This window comes from Demequina sp. NBRC 110056, assembly GCF_002090155.1.
Classification (GTDB): domain Bacteria; phylum Actinomycetota; class Actinomycetes; order Actinomycetales; family Demequinaceae; genus Demequina.
Genome location: NZ_BBRM01000002.1, coordinates 247,033 through 264,849, shown reverse-complemented (window position 1 = coordinate 264,849; position 17,817 = coordinate 247,033). Strand labels below are relative to the sequence as shown.

At 70.1% G+C, this 17,817-nt stretch carries 17 protein-coding genes; 11 read left to right on the top strand and 6 right to left on the bottom strand.

Annotated features, from left to right (window positions below):
- Nucleotide 1: 1 nt before the first annotated feature.
- From B7K25_RS01255 to B7K25_RS13820, 5 genes are all read left to right on the top strand, one after another.
- Nucleotides 2-787, top strand: coding sequence for a c-type cytochrome (locus B7K25_RS01255; RefSeq protein WP_084103486.1), 786 nt, complete (start codon nt 2-4; stop codon nt 785-787).
- Nucleotides 784-1,854 (top strand): ubiquinol-cytochrome c reductase iron-sulfur subunit, encoded by a 1,071-nt coding sequence (locus tag B7K25_RS01250; RefSeq protein ID WP_084103484.1) that lies wholly within the window; start codon nt 784-786, stop codon nt 1,852-1,854. Before B7K25_RS01255 ends, B7K25_RS01250 begins: the two co-directional genes overlap by 4 nt.
- A complete protein-coding gene (locus B7K25_RS01245) occupies nt 1,854-3,566 on the top strand; it encodes a cytochrome bc complex cytochrome b subunit (RefSeq protein ID WP_084103482.1) in 1,713 nt (570 codons plus the stop codon). Before B7K25_RS01250 ends, B7K25_RS01245 begins: the two co-directional genes overlap by 1 nt.
- A 205-nt stretch (nt 3,567-3,771) precedes the next feature.
- On the top strand, nt 3,772-4,392 hold the full coding sequence (locus B7K25_RS01240) for a superoxide dismutase (RefSeq protein WP_084103481.1): 621 nt from the start codon (nt 3,772-3,774) through the stop codon (nt 4,390-4,392).
- A gap of 97 nt (nt 4,393-4,489) precedes the next feature.
- A complete protein-coding gene (locus B7K25_RS13820; RefSeq protein ID WP_084103479.1) occupies nt 4,490-5,209 on the top strand; it encodes a potassium channel family protein in 720 nt (239 codons plus the stop codon).
- 79 nt (nt 5,210-5,288) lie between these two features.
- On the opposite strand, the gene B7K25_RS01230 is transcribed toward B7K25_RS13820, so the two are convergent.
- From B7K25_RS01230 to coxB, 3 genes are read right to left on the bottom strand one after another with little or no spacing between them, the layout of a single operon-like run.
- Complete coding sequence (locus tag B7K25_RS01230; RefSeq protein WP_084103477.1) at nt 5,289-5,690, bottom strand: cytochrome c oxidase subunit 4; 402 nt, start codon at nt 5,688-5,690, stop codon at nt 5,289-5,291.
- Between the two features lie 3 nt (nt 5,691-5,693).
- Nucleotides 5,694-7,427 (bottom strand): cytochrome c oxidase subunit I, encoded by a 1,734-nt coding sequence (gene ctaD / locus B7K25_RS01225; protein WP_084103475.1) that lies wholly within the window; start codon nt 7,425-7,427, stop codon nt 5,694-5,696.
- Nucleotides 7,427-8,272, bottom strand: a complete 846-nt coding sequence (coxB, locus tag B7K25_RS01220) for a cytochrome c oxidase subunit II (protein WP_084103473.1) — start codon at nt 8,270-8,272, stop codon at nt 7,427-7,429. The genes ctaD and coxB overlap by 1 nt, the downstream gene beginning before the upstream one ends.
- Before the next feature lie 56 nt (nt 8,273-8,328).
- Here coxB and B7K25_RS01215 point away from each other — a divergent pair, with 56 nt between their 5' ends.
- A complete protein-coding gene (locus B7K25_RS01215; protein WP_084103471.1) occupies nt 8,329-9,447 on the top strand; it encodes an aminotransferase class V-fold PLP-dependent enzyme in 1,119 nt (372 codons plus the stop codon).
- A 76-nt stretch (nt 9,448-9,523) separates the two neighbouring features.
- On the opposite strand, the gene erpA is transcribed toward B7K25_RS01215, so the two are convergent.
- Both erpA and B7K25_RS01205 read right to left on the bottom strand, forming a co-directional pair.
- The gene (erpA, locus tag B7K25_RS01210) at nt 9,524-9,877 is read right to left on the bottom strand and encodes an iron-sulfur cluster insertion protein ErpA (RefSeq protein ID WP_084103469.1); all 354 of its coding nucleotides are present in this window, start codon (nt 9,875-9,877) and stop codon (nt 9,524-9,526) included.
- Between the two features lie 78 nt (nt 9,878-9,955).
- Complete coding sequence (locus tag B7K25_RS01205; RefSeq protein ID WP_084103467.1) at nt 9,956-10,951, bottom strand: glycerate kinase; 996 nt, start codon at nt 10,949-10,951, stop codon at nt 9,956-9,958.
- Between the two features lie 40 nt (nt 10,952-10,991).
- Between B7K25_RS01205 and nadA the strand changes: the two genes are divergently transcribed.
- The 4 genes from nadA (at nt 10,992) to B7K25_RS13890 (ending at nt 15,244) form a co-directional block, all read left to right on the top strand.
- Nucleotides 10,992-12,197: a quinolinate synthase NadA gene (gene nadA / locus B7K25_RS01200; RefSeq protein WP_084103465.1), complete on the top strand. Its 1,206-nt coding sequence runs from the start codon at nt 10,992-10,994 to the stop codon at nt 12,195-12,197.
- Nucleotides 12,198-12,228: 31 nt separating this feature from the next.
- Complete coding sequence (locus B7K25_RS01195; protein ID WP_084103464.1) at nt 12,229-12,819, top strand: DUF3043 domain-containing protein; 591 nt, start codon at nt 12,229-12,231, stop codon at nt 12,817-12,819.
- 45 nt (nt 12,820-12,864) lie between these two features.
- The gene (locus tag B7K25_RS01190) at nt 12,865-13,878 is read left to right on the top strand and encodes an aldo/keto reductase family protein (RefSeq protein ID WP_084103462.1); all 1,014 of its coding nucleotides are present in this window, start codon (nt 12,865-12,867) and stop codon (nt 13,876-13,878) included.
- Between the two features lie 154 nt (nt 13,879-14,032).
- Entirely contained in the window at nt 14,033-15,244 is a 1,212-nt protein-coding gene (locus tag B7K25_RS13890) for a phosphoribosyltransferase (RefSeq protein ID WP_234988021.1), read from the top strand.
- On the opposite strand, the gene B7K25_RS01180 is transcribed toward B7K25_RS13890, so the two are convergent.
- Nucleotides 15,241-16,245 (bottom strand): quinone-dependent dihydroorotate dehydrogenase, encoded by a 1,005-nt coding sequence (locus B7K25_RS01180; protein WP_084103460.1) that lies wholly within the window; start codon nt 16,243-16,245, stop codon nt 15,241-15,243. The genes B7K25_RS13890 and B7K25_RS01180 overlap by 4 nt on opposite strands.
- Before the next feature lie 32 nt (nt 16,246-16,277).
- Here B7K25_RS01180 and B7K25_RS01175 point away from each other — a divergent pair, with 32 nt between their 5' ends.
- Nucleotides 16,278-17,717, top strand: coding sequence for a leucyl aminopeptidase (locus B7K25_RS01175; protein WP_084103458.1), 1,440 nt, complete (start codon nt 16,278-16,280; stop codon nt 17,715-17,717).
- The last annotated feature ends 100 nt before the right edge of the window (nt 17,718-17,817 follow it).

The window sequence follows — 17,817 nt, the reverse complement described above, 5'->3', positions numbered from 1 at the left end:
GATGCACGCAATCGCCCGCAGGCGTCACCACCGCGCAGCGCCCCTGCTGCTGGTCTTGGCGCTGCTCGCACTCATCACTGGCGTGGCCGCCGTCGCTGCCCCCAGTGCCGCCACCGCCTCGACCGAGGCGTCTGCCGACGACGTCGCCGCCGGTGAGCGCCTTTTCGCCGCCAACTGCGCGTCCTGCCACGGACTCGATGCCCAGGGTCAGGACGGCGTCGCGCCGTCGCTCGTGGGCGTCGGCGCCGCGGCGGTCGACTTCCAGGTCGGCACGGGCCGCATGCCGATGCAGGCGTCCGGCCCGCAGGCGCCCGCCAAGCCCGTCCAGTTCGACCAGGACGAGATCAACCAGCTGGCCGCCTGGGTCGCCTCGCTGGGCGCCGGACCGGCGATCCCCACCCCGGAGCAGGTCGACCCCGCTCTCGGCGACGCCGCGAACGGCATGCTGGTGTTCCGCACCAACTGCGCGATGTGCCACGGCTCCATCGGTGGCGGTGGCGCGCTGACGCAGGGCAAGTTCGCGCCCTCGCTGCTCGAGACCACCCCCGAGCACATCTACGAGGCGATGCTCACCGGTCCCCAGTCGATGCCCGTGTTCAACGACGCGAACATCACCCCCGAGCACAAGCGCGACGTCATCGCCTACCTCGACTTCCAGAGCAATGGCTCGCCGGGTGGCCTCAGCCTCGGCGCCATCGGCCCCGTCTCCGAGGGACTGTGGGCGTGGCTCATCCTCCTCGGCCTGATCATCGCCAGCACCATCTGGGTAGGAGCCCGTTCCTCATGAGCGCCCCCGAACACAGCACAGGATCCGAGCTCGACCCGGCGAACGGGTTCGAGAACCCCGGCCTCGGGGAGCACCGCCCCCGCAAGGCGGACATCGACGACAAGGCGGACAAGAAGGCCGAGCGCCAGACCGCCGCCCTGTTCGGCATCTCGATCGTCGGCACGATCATCGCCCTCGTCGCCTACTTCACGCTGAACGACGCTGACCCCGGCGACATCGCCCAGATCCGCCAGGTCAACATGTGGATCGGCATCGGCATCTTCCTCGCCATGATCGGCATCGGCCTCGGCGCGATCCACTGGGCGAAGACCCTCATGCGCGACCACGAGATGGTCGAGGACCGTCACGAGCTGCGCAGCTCCGACGAGGCCCGCGAGGGCGCGATCCAGAACCTCAAGGACGGCGTCGAGGACTCCGGCCTCGGCGGGCCCAAGCGCCGCAGCGTCCTCAAGGGCTCGCTCATCACCGCGCTCGCCGTCGCCCCGCTCGCCGTGCTGGTGCCCCAGATCGGCAACATGGGCAGCGACTGGAACATCTCGAAGTTCCGCCACACCCTGTGGGGTCCCGGCGTCCGCCTCGCGCGCGACCCCGACGGCGCCCTCATCAAGGCCGCTGACGTGACGATCGGCTCCGTGTTCCACGTCATCCCCGACGGCCTCAACGACCTCGACCACCACCACCTGATCTCCGAGAAGGCCAAGGCCGTGGTGCTGCTCGTGCGCCTCGACCCTGCGGACCTGAAGGTCCAGGAGGGCCGCGAGGACTGGTCATTCGACGGCATCGTCGCGTACTCCAAGATCTGCACGCACGTCGGCTGCCCCGTGGCGCTGTACGAGCAGCAGACCCACCACCTGCTGTGCCCGTGCCACCAGTCGACCTTCGACGTGTCGGATGGCTGCAAGGTGGTCTTCGGCCCGGCCAAGCGCCCCCTGCCCCAGCTCCCCATCGCGGTGGACGACGAGGGCTACATCGTGGCGCAGGCCGACTTCGACGAGCCCATCGGCCCGTCGTACTGGGACCGCCTCAAGGGCGGCGACGACACGACCGCTGAGGAGGTCAGCCACTGATGGGCACCAAGCTGAACTCCGCTGCCGCCGGCACGGCGAACTACGTCGACGAGCGCACCTCGATCGGTGGCTTCGTCAAGTTCTTCGCACGCAAGCTGTTCCCGGACCACTGGTCCTTCATGCTGGGCGAGATCGCGCTGTACTCGTTCATCGTGCTGCTGCTGTCGGGCGTCTTCCTGACGGCCTTCTTCGTGCCGTCGATGACCGAGGTCCACTACGAGGGACCGTTCGAGACGATGCACGGCGTCGCGATGACCGAGGCGTTCGCCTCGACGCTCAAGACGTCGTTCGAGGTCCCCGGTGGACTCCTGATCCGTCAGATCCACCACTGGGCCGCGCTGCTGTTCCTCGCGGCGATCATGACGCACATGTGCCGCGTGTTCTTCACCGGCGCCTTCCGCAAGCCCCGTGAGCTCAACTGGCTCGTGGGCTTCACCCTCATGATCCTGGGTCTCGCCGCAGGCTTCTCCGGCTACTCGCTGCCCGACGACGTGCTCTCCGGCAACGGCCTGCGCATCATCGACGGCGTGGTGAAGTCGATCCCGCTCATCGGCAGCTACATCTCGTACTGGATGTTCGGCGGCGAGTATCCGGGCGTGGACATCATCCCCCGCCTGTTCACCATGCACATCCTGCTGGTGCCCGGACTGATCCTCGCGCTCATCGCGCTGCACCTGTTCCTGGTGTTCCTGCACAAGCACACGCAGTACCCGGGCGGCGGCAAGTCCCACAAGAACGTGGTGGGCCTGCCCCTGTTCCCCGTGTACACGGCCAAGGCCGGCGGCTTCTTCTTCGTCGTCTTCGGCATCATCGCGCTGGTCGCGTCGGTGTTCACCATCAACCCGGTGTGGAACTACGGCCCCTACGACCCGTCCCCGGTGTCCGCAGGAACGCAGCCCGACTGGTACATCCTCTTCGTCGACGGTGCGCTGCGCCTCATGCCCGGATGGATCGCTGGCGTCTTCCCGCTCGAGTGGGAGCTGTGGGGCTACACGCTGTCGTGGAACATCCTCATCCCCGCCGTCATCGTCCCCGGCATCTTCTTCGCGATCATCGCGCTGTACCCGTGGCTCGAGGCGTGGGCGACGGGCGACAAGGGCGAGCGGCACGTGCTCGACCGCCCGCGCAACGTGCCTGTCCGCACCGGCATCGGCGTCGCGATGATCTCGTTCTACGTGATCCTCGTGATCGAGGGCTCGAACGACATCGTGGCGAACCTGTTCCACCTGTCGCTCAACGACATCACGATCTTCTTCCAATGGGGAATCTTCATCATCCCTCCGCTCGCGTTCTGGATCACCAAGCGCATCTGCCTGGGCCTCCAGCGCAAGGACCGGGAGCTCGTGCTGCACGGCCACGAGACCGGCACGATCGTGCGGTACGACCACGGCGAGTACGTCGAGGTCCACCGCCCGCTCGACGAGCAGGAGGTGTGGCTGCGCGTGTCCTACGACAACCACAAGCCCCTCGAGATCGAGCCCGAGCTCAACGACCACGGCGTCGCGCGCAAGGGCTACCGCTGGGATCGCTTCAAGCAGCGCCTGTCGCGCTTCTACTTCGAGGAGCGGGTCGAGCCCGTCACCCCCGAAGAGCTCGAGGAGGCGCGCCACCACCACGACAGCCACGGCGCCCACGAGGCCGCTGAGGCCGAGGAGTCCGGCGAGCGCCTCGACTCCGAGTGGGAGGAGCTGGAGGACGGCGCCAAGCGCTGACACTCCCCCCGTCGCACCTTCGAGGGCCGGCCACCGTCAGGTAGCCGGCCCTCGCTGTGTCTGCACCAGGAATCCCCTGGCATCTCTCCGTGTTGACACGCCCAGGTGCACACTGCGGGCCGAACCGCACGGCGATAGGCTCGGATGGTCACCCTGCTCAACCACCGCGTGGCTACCCCATGCCACGCCCGAACCGGGAGGAACCATGGCTGACTACACCCTGCCTGACCTGAGCTACGACTACGGCGCCCTCGACCCGCACATCGCGGGCGAGATCATGGAGCTTCACCACTCGAAGCACCACGCCGCCTACGTCGCGGGCGCGAACACCGCGCTCGAGAAGATGGCCGGCGCACGCGAGTCGGGAGACTTCGGAGCCATTGCGGGCCTCGAGAAGGCCCTCGCCTTCAACCTCGGCGGCCACACCAACCACTCGGTGTTCTGGACGAACATGTCGCCCGACGGCGGCGACAAGCCCACCGGCGAGCTCGCTGCGGCCATCGACGAGCACTTCGGCAGCTTCGACGGCTTCCAGGCCCACTTCACCAACAACGCGATGACCATCATGGGCTCGGGCTGGTCGATCCTCGCGTGGGACACCATCGGCAAGAAGCTCGTCATCGTGCAGCTGTACGACCAGCAGGGCAACGTCCCCGTCGGCCTCATCCCGCTGCTCATGCTGGACATGTGGGAGCACGCCTTCTACCTCCAGTACAAGAACGTCAAGGCGGACTACGTGAAGGCGTGGTGGAACGTCGTGGACTGGGCGAACGTCCAGGCCCGCTTCGCGACCGCATCTGCCACCACGGGCCTGATCGTCCAGTAACGACGGCGCTCACCTGTCAGGGCGGGTCCTCTCTTTGGAGGGGACCCGCCCTTGGTGTCTCCACGCCCACGCCGTCGCCGCACGCTACGTTGGGGCCATGCCCACGGAAGCCGCACGCGAACGCCGCCGACGGACCCTGCTGACGTACCACCGCCCCTCGCTGTGGGTGCTGCTCGGCTCGTTGGTGGTGCTGCAGTTCGGCTACCCCGCCGCCACCTACGGTCCCGGGCTCATGGTCCTTTACCTGTGCGTCTACGCGGGCGTGATCTGGTACGGCATGCGCATCGCGGCCGCCGACCCCCGGCGCCACTGGCCCATCGCCGTCGCCGCCGTCTTCCTCATCGGGGGTGGCGCCTGGTTCGCGATCCAGCAGGACAGCCCCAGCGCGACGGCCGGGATGCTGCTCGGCATGATGCTGCTGCAGGGCACGCTGCTCGTGACCCTGTGCGGCTCGCTGCTGAATCCGCCCGAGCGCGCGCAGACGGTCGACCTGCTCCTCGTGGCCGTGTGCGCCTATCTGCTGCTCGGAGGCTTCTTCGGCGCGGCAGCGGCGGAGATGGAGCTCGCGAGCCCGGGCAGCTTCGCCGACACCGCGCATGCCGAGGTGTCGCCCCTGCCCTGGCACGACCTCATCTACGGCAGCTACGTCACGCTGTCGACGCTGGGCTACGGGGACATCGTGCCGGTCAGCGACTGGGCGCGATCCTTGTGGACGCTCGAGGCCGTCACGGGCACGCTGTTCCTCGCGGTCGTCATCGCGCGACTCGTGGGAGTCGCCGGCTCGGCGGCACGGGACCGCCGCAAGGACCTCGCCTAGAACGGCGAGATGGATCCGAATCGCTGATCTCAGAACGTGGATCAGCGAGATGGATCCATCTCGCGGCGTTGGGGGTGGGTCAGTGGGCGTGGAGGCCCGTCGAGAACTCCATCACCCAGCCGACGAGGCCGACGACGCCGATGATGACGGCGGGGACCATGATCCACCAGCCGACGGCCATCGCGAGGAACGCCAGGGCGGCGCCCGCGGCGATGACCAGGGGCCACCAGCTCCACGGGGCGTACACGCCCTGCTCGCCCGAGAGCTCCGCGATCTCGGCGCTGTTGTCGTCCTCGGGACGGGTGCCGTGACGCTTCTCGAGCATCTTGAAGTAGATGCCGACCATCACGAACATGCCGCCGGTCAGCAGGATGCAGGTGATGCCCACCCACTCGGCCCAGCCGGTGAAGATCCCGTAGGCCGTCGCCGCCACGAAGAAGAACACCGACGGCATCCAGAAGATGTTGGACTCAAGGCGCATGGGTCAGCCCTCCTTGCCGTTGGCCGCGGTGACGGGAGCGTGGTCGCTGTCCGTGCCGTGGTGAGCGTGGTGATCGCGCGCCGCGGCCTCGGGGTGGTGGAGGTCGAAGGCGGGACGCTCGGAGCGGATCCGCGGGATCGACGTGAAGTTGTGGCGCGGCGGCGGGCAGCTGGTCGCCCACTCGAGCGAGTTGCCGTAGCCCCAGGGGTCGTCGACCGTGACCTTGGGCGCGCGCTTGGACGTGATGTACACGTTCCACAGGAACGGCAGCGTCGACAGCGCGAGGATGACCGCACCGACCGTCGACACCTGGTTCATCCACGTGAAGCCGTCCTCGGGCAGGTAGTCCACGTAGCGACGCGGCATGCCGGACGCACCCAGCCAGTGCTGGATGAGGAACGTGGTGTGGAAGCCGATGAACAGCAGCCAGAAGTGGATCTTGCCCCAGCGCTCGTTGAGCATCTTGCCGGTGAACTTGGGCCACCAGAAGTAGAAGCCGGCGAACATCGCGAACACCACGGTGCCGAAGACCACGTAGTGGAAGTGCGCGACCACGAAGTACGAGTCGGACACCGCGAAGTCCAGCGGCGGCGACGACAGGATGACGCCGGTCAGGCCACCGAAGAGGAAGGTGATGATGAAGCCGATCGACCACAGCATCGGCGTCTCGAAGGAGAGCTTCCCTCTCCACATCGTGCCGATCCAGTTGAAGAACTTCACGCCTGTCGGGACCGCGATGAGCATCGTCATGAACGCGAAGAACGGCAGGAGCACAGCTCCGGTGACGTACATGTGGTGCGCCCACACGGTCACCGACAGCGCCGCGATGGCGATGGTGGCATAGACGAGCCCGTGATAGCCGAACAGGGGCTTTCTCGAGAACACCGGGAAGATCTCGGACACGATGCCGAAGAACGGCAGCGCGATGATGTAGACCTCGGGGTGGCCGAAGAACCAGAACAGGTGCTGCCACAGCACCGCTCCCCCGTTGTCCGGGTTGAAGACCTGGGAGTGCAGCACGCGGTCGGAGCCGAGCGCGAACAGCGCGGACGCCAGCGGCGGGAACGCGAGCAGCACGAGCATCGACGTCACCAGGATGTTCCAGGTGAAGATCGGCATGCGGAACATGGTCATGCCGGGCGCGCGCATCGTCACGATGGTGGTGATGAAGTTGACCGCACCGAGGATGGTGCCGAAGCCACCGAGCGCGAGGCCGAAGACCCACAGGTTGCCGCCGACGCCGGGTGAGTACACGGAGTTCGACAGCGGCGCGTACGCGAACCAGCCGAACGACGCCGCGCCCTGCGGCGTGAAGAAGCCGGCCGACGCGATGAGGCCGCCGAACAGGTACAGCCAGTATGCGAACATGTTCAGTCGCGGGAAGGCGACGTCGGGCGCGCCGATCTGCAGCGGCGTGATCACGTTGGCGAAGCCCGCGAACAGCGGCGTCGCGAACAGCAGCAGCATGATCGTGCCGTGCATGGTGAACAGCTGGTTGTACTGCTCCGCCGACTGCACCACCTGCATGCCGGGCGCGAAGAGCTCGGCACGGATCAGCAGCGCCATCACGCCGCCGATGATGAAGAAGAAGAACGACGTGATCAGGTACATGTACCCGATGGTCTTGTGGTCGGTGGAGGTGATCCACTTCACGACCACCGAGCCGGAACGCGTGGGCGCCGCGGGAAGCGCGGGCGCCTCGCCGGTGCGGGTGTCCTCGTATGCGACGGTGGCCATCACTCAGTCTCCCCGTGCTCGTCGGCGATGCGCACGACCTGGTCGCGGCTGTACTCGAGGCCCAGCGCTCCCTCGTTGCCGCGGTCGCGCAGCTCCTGCATGTAGGCGTCGTACTCGGCGCGCTCGACGACCTCGACGTTGAACAGCATCGAGGCGTGGTACTCGCCGCACAGCTCGGCGCACTTGCCCTGGTAGGTGCCGACCTCGGTGGGCGTCACCTGCCACTCGTTCGTCTTGCCGGGGACCGTGTCCTCCTTGTAGAGGAAGGCCGGGATCCAGAAGGAGTGGATGACGTCACGCGAGTCCAGGTAGAAGTGGACCGTCTCGTCGACCGGGAGGTACAGGGTCGGGAGCGTCTCCTCGACGCCCTCCTCACCGGTGAGGTTGGCCTGGACGCCCGGGTCGTACACGTCGTCCGTCAGGTAGTTGAAGTCCCAGCTCCACTGCTTGCCCACGACCTGGATCTCGACGTCGGCATCGGCCGAGGTGTCGGTCAGGAACGCGATGTCCTCGGCGGTGTACTTGAACAGCACGCCGATGGCCATCAGCGGCACGAGCGTGTACATCAGCTCGAGCGGCAGGTGCACGCGAGTCTGGACGGGCAGCTTGGTGTCGTCCTTGCGCTTGCGGTACACCGCCACGCACCACAGGATCAGGCCCCACGTGATCACGCCGACGACGAGCGCGGCGATCCAGGAACCGTTCCACAGCGTGATGATGGGACCGGTCTGGTTGGTGATCTCGGGCGTGGACGGGAGGGCACCGTTCTCAATACCCTGCGAGCAGCCTGCTAGCAGGGCCGACGCGCCTACCGCACCAACGCCGATGAGGGCGTTTCGGGACATGGCAAAGCGTGGCTTCTTGGACACGCGGTCAGTCTAGCGCGCGATACCGTGGCGACATGCCAGCACGCCGCGTGTTCCTCGATGCCTCAGGGCGCTCTCCGGTAACGCCCCGGACGGCCGATGCGTTCCTCGCGGGCCTCGCCGACGGCTGGGCGGATCCGGCGCGGCTGACGTCCGAGTCGCGGCGCGCGCGGGCTGTCCTGGACGGCGCCAAGGAGGCGATCGCCGATGCGCTCGGCGCCTCTCCCGCGCACCTTCACCTGACCTCGGGAGCGCACCTCGCGTTCGACCGTGCCGTCGCGGGCGTGGCCCGCGCACGGCGCGGCCGGGACCGCATCGTGGCCGGCGCGATCGAGCGCCAGGCGGTGCTCGACGCCGCCGAGCACGCGGCCCCGGGCGCGGTGACCCGCATCGCCGTCGACCGCGACGGACACCTGGACGCCGAGTCCTTCGCGCGTGAGGTGGCGGACCCCGCCGTCGCCCTCGCACTGGTGCAGCACGGCAACCACGAGATCGGCACCCTCCAGCGCCTCGACGCCCTCGGCGACGCCGCCGCGGCCGCTGCGGTGCCGCTCGTCGTGGACGCGTCCGCCACCATCGGGCACATCGAGCCGCCGGAGCGCTGGGACGCGCTCGTCGCCGACCCGGCAGATTGGGGGGCACCGCTCGGGCTCGGCGTCGTCGCGATGCGGCCGCGCACGCGCTGGCTGCCCGCCTGGCCGGGAGACGCCTTCGCTCCCGGCGGCGTGTCGATTCCGCTGGCTCTCGCGGCGGCCGTCGCGCTGCAGGAGCGCCTCGAGAGCCTGGAGGCCACGCGCACGCGCCTGCACGCGCTCACGGCGAGGATCAGGGACCGGCTCGCGCAGCTCGAGGGCGTCACGATCGTGGGCGATCCGGAGGAGCGGCTCCCCCATCTCGTCACGGCCGCGTTCATGTACCTCGACGGCGAGCCGATCGTCAGCCGCCTCGACCGTGAGGGGTTCGCCGTGGGATCGGGTTCCGCGTGCGGCTCGGACACCTTCGAGCCGAGTCAGGTGCTCGCGGCCATGGGAGCGCTGACTCACGGCAACCTTCGCCTGGGGCTCACCCCGGACGTGCGCGACGACGAGGTCGACCGGTTCCTGGCCACCCTCCCCCGCGTGATGGAGGACGTGCGCCGTTCGATGACGGGGTGAAGGCCCCCAGACGCGCGAACGGGCGGCCACCGCACCCGAGAAGGTGCGAGGCCGCCCGTCGGCGTAAGTCAGTCGCTCAGCTGAACGAGTCGCCGCAGGCGCAGGAGCTCGCGGCGTTCGGGTTGTCGATGGTGAAACCCTGCTTCTCGATCGTGTCGGCGAAGTCGATGGTCGCACCGTCAAGGTACGGCACCGACATCTTGTCCACGACGACCTCGACACCGTCGAAGTCGCGGATCGCGTCGCCGTCGAGCATGCGCTCGTCGAAGTACAGCTGGTAGATCAGTCCGGAGCAGCCTCCGGGCTGGACCGCCAGTCGCAGTCGAAGGTCATCGCGACCCTCCTGCTCCAGCAGGCTCTTGACCTTCCCAGCGGCAGCATCGGTGATGACGACTCCGTGAGCAACAGTCTCAGTGGCAGTGTCCGTCATAGGCCGCCTCCTTTCCTCGTTCGTATCCTCTAGCGTACGCCCCGCCCGGGACATTCCCGCAATGCCCTTCGGGATGTCTCAGGCGCGCGGGCCCCACGTCTGCGCGATGCGGGCGATCCCGTCCGCCAGTCCGTCCCCACCGGCGGCGGCCTCGTGAGCGGAGGCGACCCCGGCGTTCATCAGGTCACGACGGCCGATGCGCGAGCGGGGGGCGAGGACCACGCAGGGGGCGCCGGTGGCCGCCGCAAGGGCGCTCGCGGCGGGGACGGCACCCTCGTCGAGCGTCCGAGGCTCCAGGGAGGGCACGACGGCGAGGATCACGGCGGCGTCCGCTGCGGCTCGCTCGGCGCCGGCGAGGCTCGCGAGGAACGGTCCCGCAGGAGCGAGCCGCGCGCCGGCCGCGGCCAGGCAGTACGCGAGGCCGCCCGCCGCACCGGAGCCGGGCTGGTCGGACAGGCGTCCTGTCGACAGCAATGACGCCGAGGCCGCGAGCGGGTCAGCGCCTCGCGCGATGGCGCTCCACCGCTCCTCCTGGCGCTGCGCCGCGATGGCGAGCGCCTCGTCCGACTCCCGCCGGTCGCGTACGGCCGCGCTCATCCCCCGCAGCCCGAGGAGCGGTCGCGAGGACGACACCGCCGCGACGACGTCGAGGCTCGCGAGGCCCGCGCGCATCTGCGCGAGCCCGCCCAGCCACAGGTCGGCGGCATCGCCCGCCGGCGCCTCGTCGCCCACGGGCACGACCACGGTGCGCGGGTGGCGCGCATCAGCGTGCTCGGCAGCGAGGCCGAGCAGGCCCGCGGCGAGCGCGTGCGACTCCCATCGCGGGGCACCTCCGGCCGGGGCCAGCACCAGCGCGCCTTCCGCCTCCGTAGCCTCGACGCCGCCCACGGGCGAGCGCGACCCGGCGAGCGCATCGGCGCTGCGCGGCCCCCCGTCGCCGACCGGGACGGCCGCGATCGCCGAGCCCGGCACAGCGTCCAGCCACGCCGCCTCCACGACGCTCGCGACGGCGCGCGGGGCGAGCCCCGACCCGTCCGGGCCGGGCCAGGACTGGGCGAGGACCGCGATGCGCATGGCCTCTAGTGTGCCGTGCGAGCCGTGCGACAATGACCGCATGACCACGACGTTCACCGAGCCGTCCGCGTCGCCCGCCCTGCTCCTCCTCGGGGAGCGCCGCGACCCGCTGTCCGAGCGCGGCGTCGACTGCCCCGGCGACCTGCCGGCGCCGTCCGATCCCGACCTCGTCGAGCGCGCGACGCGCGCGAAGGAGGCGCTGGGCGACCGCGTCTTCATCCTGGGTCACCACTACCAGCGCGACGAGGTCATCCAGTTCGCCGACGTCACGGGTGACTCGTTCAAGCTCGCGCGCGACGCGGCCGCTCGCCCCGAGGCGGAGTTCATCGTGTTCTGCGGCGTCCACTTCATGGCCGAGAGCGCCGACATCCTCACCTCGGACGACCAGACCGTCGTGCTGCCCGACATGGCCGCCGGCTGCTCGATGGCGGACATGGCGAACATCAACCAGGTCGAGGACGCGTGGGAGCAGCTGGCCGAGGCCGGCGTCGCGGACCGCACCGTGCCGGTCACCTACATGAACTCCACCGCGGCGATCAAGGCGTTCTGCGGCCGCAACGGCGGCGTGGTGTGCACCTCGTCCAACGCCGAGGTCGCCCTGCGCTGGGCCTACGACCAGGTGGGAGGGCTCGAGGCCGACGGCAAGGTGCTGTTCCTCCCCGACCAGCACCTGGGACGCAACACCGCGGTGCTGCAGCTGGGGCTCGAGCTCGAGGACTGCGTCCTGTACGACCCCCGCAAGCCCTTCGGCGGCAACACGCCCGAGGAGCTCGAGCGTGCGCGCGTCATCCTGTGGCGGGGCCACTGCTCGGTGCACGGTCGCTTCCGCAAGGAGAACGTCGAGGCGGCACGCGAGAAGGTGCCCGGCATCAACGTGCTCGTGCACCCCGAGTGCTCGCACGAGGTCGTCACCCGCGCCGACTACGTGGGCTCGACCGAGTACATCATCAAGCAGATCGAGGCGGCCGAGCCCGGGTCGAGCTGGGTCATCGGCACCGAGCTCAACCTCGTCCGCCGCCTCGCCAACGCGCACCCCGACAAGGACATCCACTTCCTCGAGGACACGGTGTGCTTCTGCTCGACCATGAACCGCATCGACCTGCCGCACCTCGTGTGGGCGCTCGAGTCGCTCGCCGCGGGCGAGGTGGTCAACCGCATCGTCGTCGACGAGCAGACCCAGGCCGAGGCCAAGGTGGCCCTCGACCGCATGCTCGCCCTGCCCGCCAAGAACACCGCCAAGGACTGAAGCCGGCCACCGCATCGGCCGCAAGGAAGCAATGAACAAGAACACCCCCGAGACCCCCGCCACGCCGGACCCCGCCGTCGAGGTCCCCGAGGACGAGGTCGCCGTCGGCAAGGGCCGGCCCACCCCCAAGCGCAAGGACCAGGAGGCCGCCAACAAGCGCGGGCTCGTGGTCGACATGAAAGCCGACGCCAAGGAGCGCAAGGCCAAGGACCGGGCCCGTCGCGAGGCGGAGTACAAGGCGATGCGCGAGGGCGACGAGCGGAACATGCCGCTCGAGCACCGCGGCCCGGAGCGTCGCTTCCTGCGCGACTACGTGGACGCGCGCACGAGCGTCGGCGAGTTCCTGCTGCCGCTCGCGATCGTGTTCGTCCTGCTGTCGCTGTTCATGAACCAGCTGGGCCCCGCGAGCTTCCTCATGGTGCTGTTCTTCTACGTGATCGTGCTCGCCGCGGGCATCGAGACCTTCATCACGGTGCGCCGGCTCAAGAAGGCGTTCATCGCGAAGTTCGGCGAGATGAAGCTACCCCGCGGTTGGACGTTCTACGTCATCTCGCGCGCGCTCAACATGCGCCGGTTCCGCGTGCCCAAGCCCAAGGTCAAGCGCGGCGAGTACCCCGCCTGACCACTCGGTAGGACAACGCGCCGCTGCGCCCCTAGGGTGGTCGGCATGATCACCTACCGCTATCTCGGCAACTCCGGGCTCAAGATCACCGAGCTCACCTACGGCAACTGGCTCACCCACGGCTCGCAGGTGGAGAACGAGCAGGCTGCGGCCTGCGTGAAGGCCGCCCTCGACGTCGGCATCACCTCGTTCGACACGGCCGACGTCTACGCGAACACCGCCGCGGAGACCGTCCTCGGAGACATCCTCAAGGGCGAGCGCCGCGAGAGCCTCGAGATCTTCACCAAGGTCTACTGGCCGACCGGCCCGAAGGGCCCCAACGACACCGGCCTGTCGCGCAAGCACATCATGGAGTCGATCAATGGCTCGCTGACCCGCCTGCAGACCGACTACGTCGACCTCTACCAGGCGCACCGCTACGACCACGAGACGCCCCTCGAGGAGACGATGACCGCGTTCGCGGACATCGTGCGCCAGGGCAAGGCGCTCTACATCGGCGTGAGCGAGTGGACGGCAGACCAGATCCGCGAGGGCGTCAAGCTCGCCGACGAGCGGAACATCCAGCTCATCTCGAACCAGCCGCAGTACTCGATGCTGTGGCGGGTCATCGAGGACGAGGTCGTGCCCGCCTCCGAGGAGTCCGGCGTCAGCCAGATCGTCTGGTCCCCCGTCGCCCAGGGCGTCCTCACCGGCAAGTACAAGCCGGGCGAGGCGCCGCCCGCCGGCTCGCGCGCCACGGACGAGAAGGGCGGTGCGAACATGATCAAGCGCTTCATGAACGACGACGTCCTCACCCGCGTCCAGGCGCTCCAGCCGATCGCCGACGAGTTGGGCCTGACGATGGCGCAGCTCGCGATCGCGTGGGTGCTGCAGAACCCCAACGTGTCCGCGGCGATCATCGGCGCGTCGCGCCCGGAGCAGGTCACCGAGAACGCCAAGGCCTCCGGCGTCGAGATCCCCGCGGAGCTCATGGGGCGCATCGACGAGGCGCTCGGCACCATCGTCGAGCGTGACCCTGCGAAGACGGTCGAGACCAACCCGCAGGAGCGCCCCGTCTGAGGCGTCGCCGCCCGTAGACACACGTCGGCCCCGGAACCGCTGAGGTTCCGGGGCCGACGCGCATCAAAGGAGAAAACAATGCGTCCGCTTGCGACAGGCGCACACTCACAGAACGCGCCGCGCTCCCGCGACGTTCCCGCGTTACGGTGACGAGATGAGCCTCGACTGGGCGGCCGTGCGCGCGACGGTGGAAGGCCTCGGCGTGGATGTCGCCGAGGTCCTCCTCGCGGGCAGCGCTCCCCTGGTCGCGGTCGGCGCGATCGACGCCGCGGGCGACGTCGACCTGGTCGCCCGCGGCGGCGCGTGGGACGCGCTGGCACGACGCGGGCAGGTGCGCTCGGGCGAGCTCGGAGACCTGGTGGTCGACCTCCCCGGAGGCGTCCAGGCGTTCTCGGGGTGGCACGGCACGCCGGCCTCCGAGGTGTTCGCGCGCGCCCGGCGCATCGACGGGCTCCTCGTGCTGTCCCTTCCCGACCTCATCGCCTACAAGCGGCGCCTGGGCCGGGACAAGGATCGGGAGCACCTCGGCGCCCTCGCCCGTTGGTCCAGCGAGATGACCGACGCCACCGTTGCCGCCGCTGCGCACCAGTCCGCTGCGCACGATGCCGGGCTGCACGGTTCCGGGCTGCACAGTTCCGGGGCGCACAGTTCGGGGGTGCACAGTTCCGGCGCACCGGTGCACGGGCGCGCGGACGCCGCAGCGGTGCCCGACACCGCAGCGCACCGCGCGGCGCTGCCGCGGCTCAGGGACCGGCGTCACGCGGGCGAGCTGCTCGCGGCCCGCCTGGGCGCGATGGACCTCGGCTCTCCCCTGGTGCTCGCGCTGCCGCGCGGCGGAGTTCCCGTCGCGGCGTCCGTGGCTCGCGCGCTCGAGGCGGACCTCGACGTCCTCGTCGTGCGCAAGCTCGGCGTGCCCGCCAATCCCGAGTACGCGTTCGGCGCGATTGGCGAGCGCGGTGTCGCCGTCGTGGACCCGAGGATCGTCGCCGCCGCGGGCCTGACGCAGGACGAGGTGGACGCTGTCGAGCACACCGAGCGCGCCGAGCTCGACCGGCGCAGCCGCGCCTACCGTCCGGGGCGCGACGAGCTCGACCTCACCGGGCGCACGGCGGTCATCGTCGACGACGGCTCGGCCACCGGCGCCACGGCGCGTGCCGCGGTCGCCGTCGCGCGGCGGCTGGGTGCCGAGCGCATCGTCGCCGCCGTCGGTGCGTGCCCGCCGGACATCCTGGCGCTCATCGGTCGCGAGGCGGACGTGGCGGTCGCCGCGCTCACCGCCGAGCCGTTCGCCGCGGTCGGCCAGTGGTACGACGACTTCGCGCAGACCTCGGACGACGAGGTGCGGGACCTGCTCGGACTCGGCTAGGCGGCGAGGTCGCGATTCAGGCGAGCCACCCAGCCCGGGCCCAGGTACACGAAGCCCGTGTAGGTCTGCAGCAGCGTCGCGCCGGCGTCCAGGAGGGCGCGCGCATCGGCCTCGGTCTCGATGCCGCCGACGCCGATGATCGTCAGCCCGTCGCCGGCCCGCGCGCGCAGTCGGGTGACCACCTCGACGGCTCGCCTGCGCACCGGCGGACCGGACAGGCCACCGGGTCCGCGGTCGTGGGCGATCGTGGTGTTGGTCGCGATGATGCCGTCGAGGCGCAGCTCGACGGCGAGATCGGCCACCGCGTCGACGTCCTCGTCCGCCAGGTCGGGAGCGATCTTCACGAGCAGCGGCACGTGCCGGCGCACCGCCTCGTCCGCCGCCTGGCGCACCGCCGTGAGGATGGGTCGCAGCGCCTCCGTCGACTGCAGGTCGCGCAGTCCGGGCGTGTTGGGCGAGCTGACGTTGACCACGAGGTAGTCCGCGAAGGGAGCCAGGGTGCGGGCCGAGTACGCGTAGTCGTCGGCGGCCTGCTCGGGCGGCGTCACCTTGGTCTTGCCGATGTTGACGCCCAGCACCACGTCGCGGCCGCGGCGCGTGCCGCGCAGGCCCGCGAGGCGGGATGCGACCGCATCGGCGCCCTCGTTGTTGAAGCCCATGCGGTTGCGCAGCCCGTGCACGTCGAGCTCGCGCCACGAGCGCGGGCGCTCGTTGCCGGGCTGACCCTGCGCGGTGATGGTGCCCACCTCGACGAACGCGAAGCCCGCGGCGGCAAGGCCCACGACCGCCTCGGCGTTCTTGTCCATGCCCGCCGCGAGGCCGACCCGTCCGGGGAAGTCGATCCCCATCGCGCTCACGCCGCTGGCGGGCCGCGGGATCACGCGCAGCGCACGCCCCAGCCGGAACGCCCAGCCGCCCCAGCGGAACGCCAGGATGCCGAAGCGATGGGCGCGCTCGGCGTCCACACGCACGACCAGGTTGTCGTAGAACAGCCGGTACACGGCACCAACGTAGCGCGGGATAGGCTCGTTTCATGACCTCACTGAACGCCACAAGCGAGACCGTCTCGACGCTCGACGCCGACGCCCTGATCCTGGGCTTCGACGGCGACGTCGCCTCCCACCCCCAGCTTCCCGAGGACGTGCGCGCCGCCATCGCGGAGACCGCATCGGCCCTCGAGCCGTCCGCGAAGGTCGGCTCGACCGTGGTCCTGCCGGGCACCGGCGTGGCCGCGACCCGCATCGTCCTGGTCGGCCTGGGCGACGCGACCGAGGGCGACCTGCGCTTCGCCGCCGGCGCCGCCGCGCGCGCGACCGGCAAGAAGCCGTCGACCGTCGTCGTCGCGATCCCCGCCGACTCGGACCTCAAGGCCGCCGCCGTCGCCGAGGGCGCGCTGCTGGGCGCCTACACCTTCACCGACTACAAGTCCTCCGAGGACGAGGCGGAGCCGCACTCGACCGCCTGGCTGGTCGCCGGCGCCTCGGACGCCGCCGTCGAGCGCGCGACCATCATCGCCGCCGCCGTCGCGTCGACTCGCGACCTCACCAACACCTCGCCGCTGGACCTGTTCCCCGCCTCGTTCGCGGAGATCGCCCACGAGTACGCCGGCCAGCTGGGCGTCGAGGCGCTGACCTGGGAGCCGCAGCAGCTCGCCGAGCAGGGCTTCGGCGGACTCCTCGCGGTGGGCATGGGCTCGTCCCGCCTGCCGCGCCTGGTGCGCCTGTCCTGGAAGCCGGAGGGCGCGACCCAGACCGTCGCGCTGGTCGGCAAGGGCATCACGTTCGACACCGGCGGCATCTCGCTCAAGCCGCCGAAGTCGATGGAGACCATGAAGTCGGACATGTCCGGCGCGGCCGCCGTGATGAACATCGTGTTCGCCGCGGCGCGCGCGAAGCTGCCCATCGCCGTGACCGGCTGGCTGTGCCTCGCGGAGAACATGCCCTCGGGCACCGCGCAGCGCCCGTCCGACGTCATCCGCCACTACGGCGGCAAGACCGTCGAGGTGCTCAACACCGACGCCGAGGGCCGGCTCGTCATGGCCGACGGCCTCGCCCGCGCGATCGAGGAGGAGCCCGACGTGGTCCTCGACATCGCGACCCTCACCGGCGCCCAGGGCGTCGCGCTCGGCACCCGCACCTCGGGCGTCATGGGCGACGAGGCGATCCGCACCGAGGTCGTGGACGCCGCCGGCGAGGTCGACGAGGCGTTCTGGCCCATGCCGCTGCCCGCGCACCTGCGCGAGGAGCTCGACTCCAAGATCGCGGACCTGCAGAACATCGCCGGGCCCGCGGGCGGCATGCTGTCGGCTGGCCTGTTCCTCCAGGAGTTCCGCGGCGACGTGCCGTGGGCGCACCTCGACATCGCCCGCCCCGCGTTCAACGAGGGCAAGCCCTACGGCTTCACCCCCGCGGGCGGCACCGGCGCCTCGGTGCGCACCATGTTCCGCTTCCTCGAGAAGCGCGCGGGCCTCTAGGCCCCGCTGCCGCGCAGGCCCGGTCCCCACGCGGGGGCCGGGCCTTCGTGCTGTCCCGGCCAGCGCATCGGCCCTCCGTCCGCTCGCCCACGCCGACAGT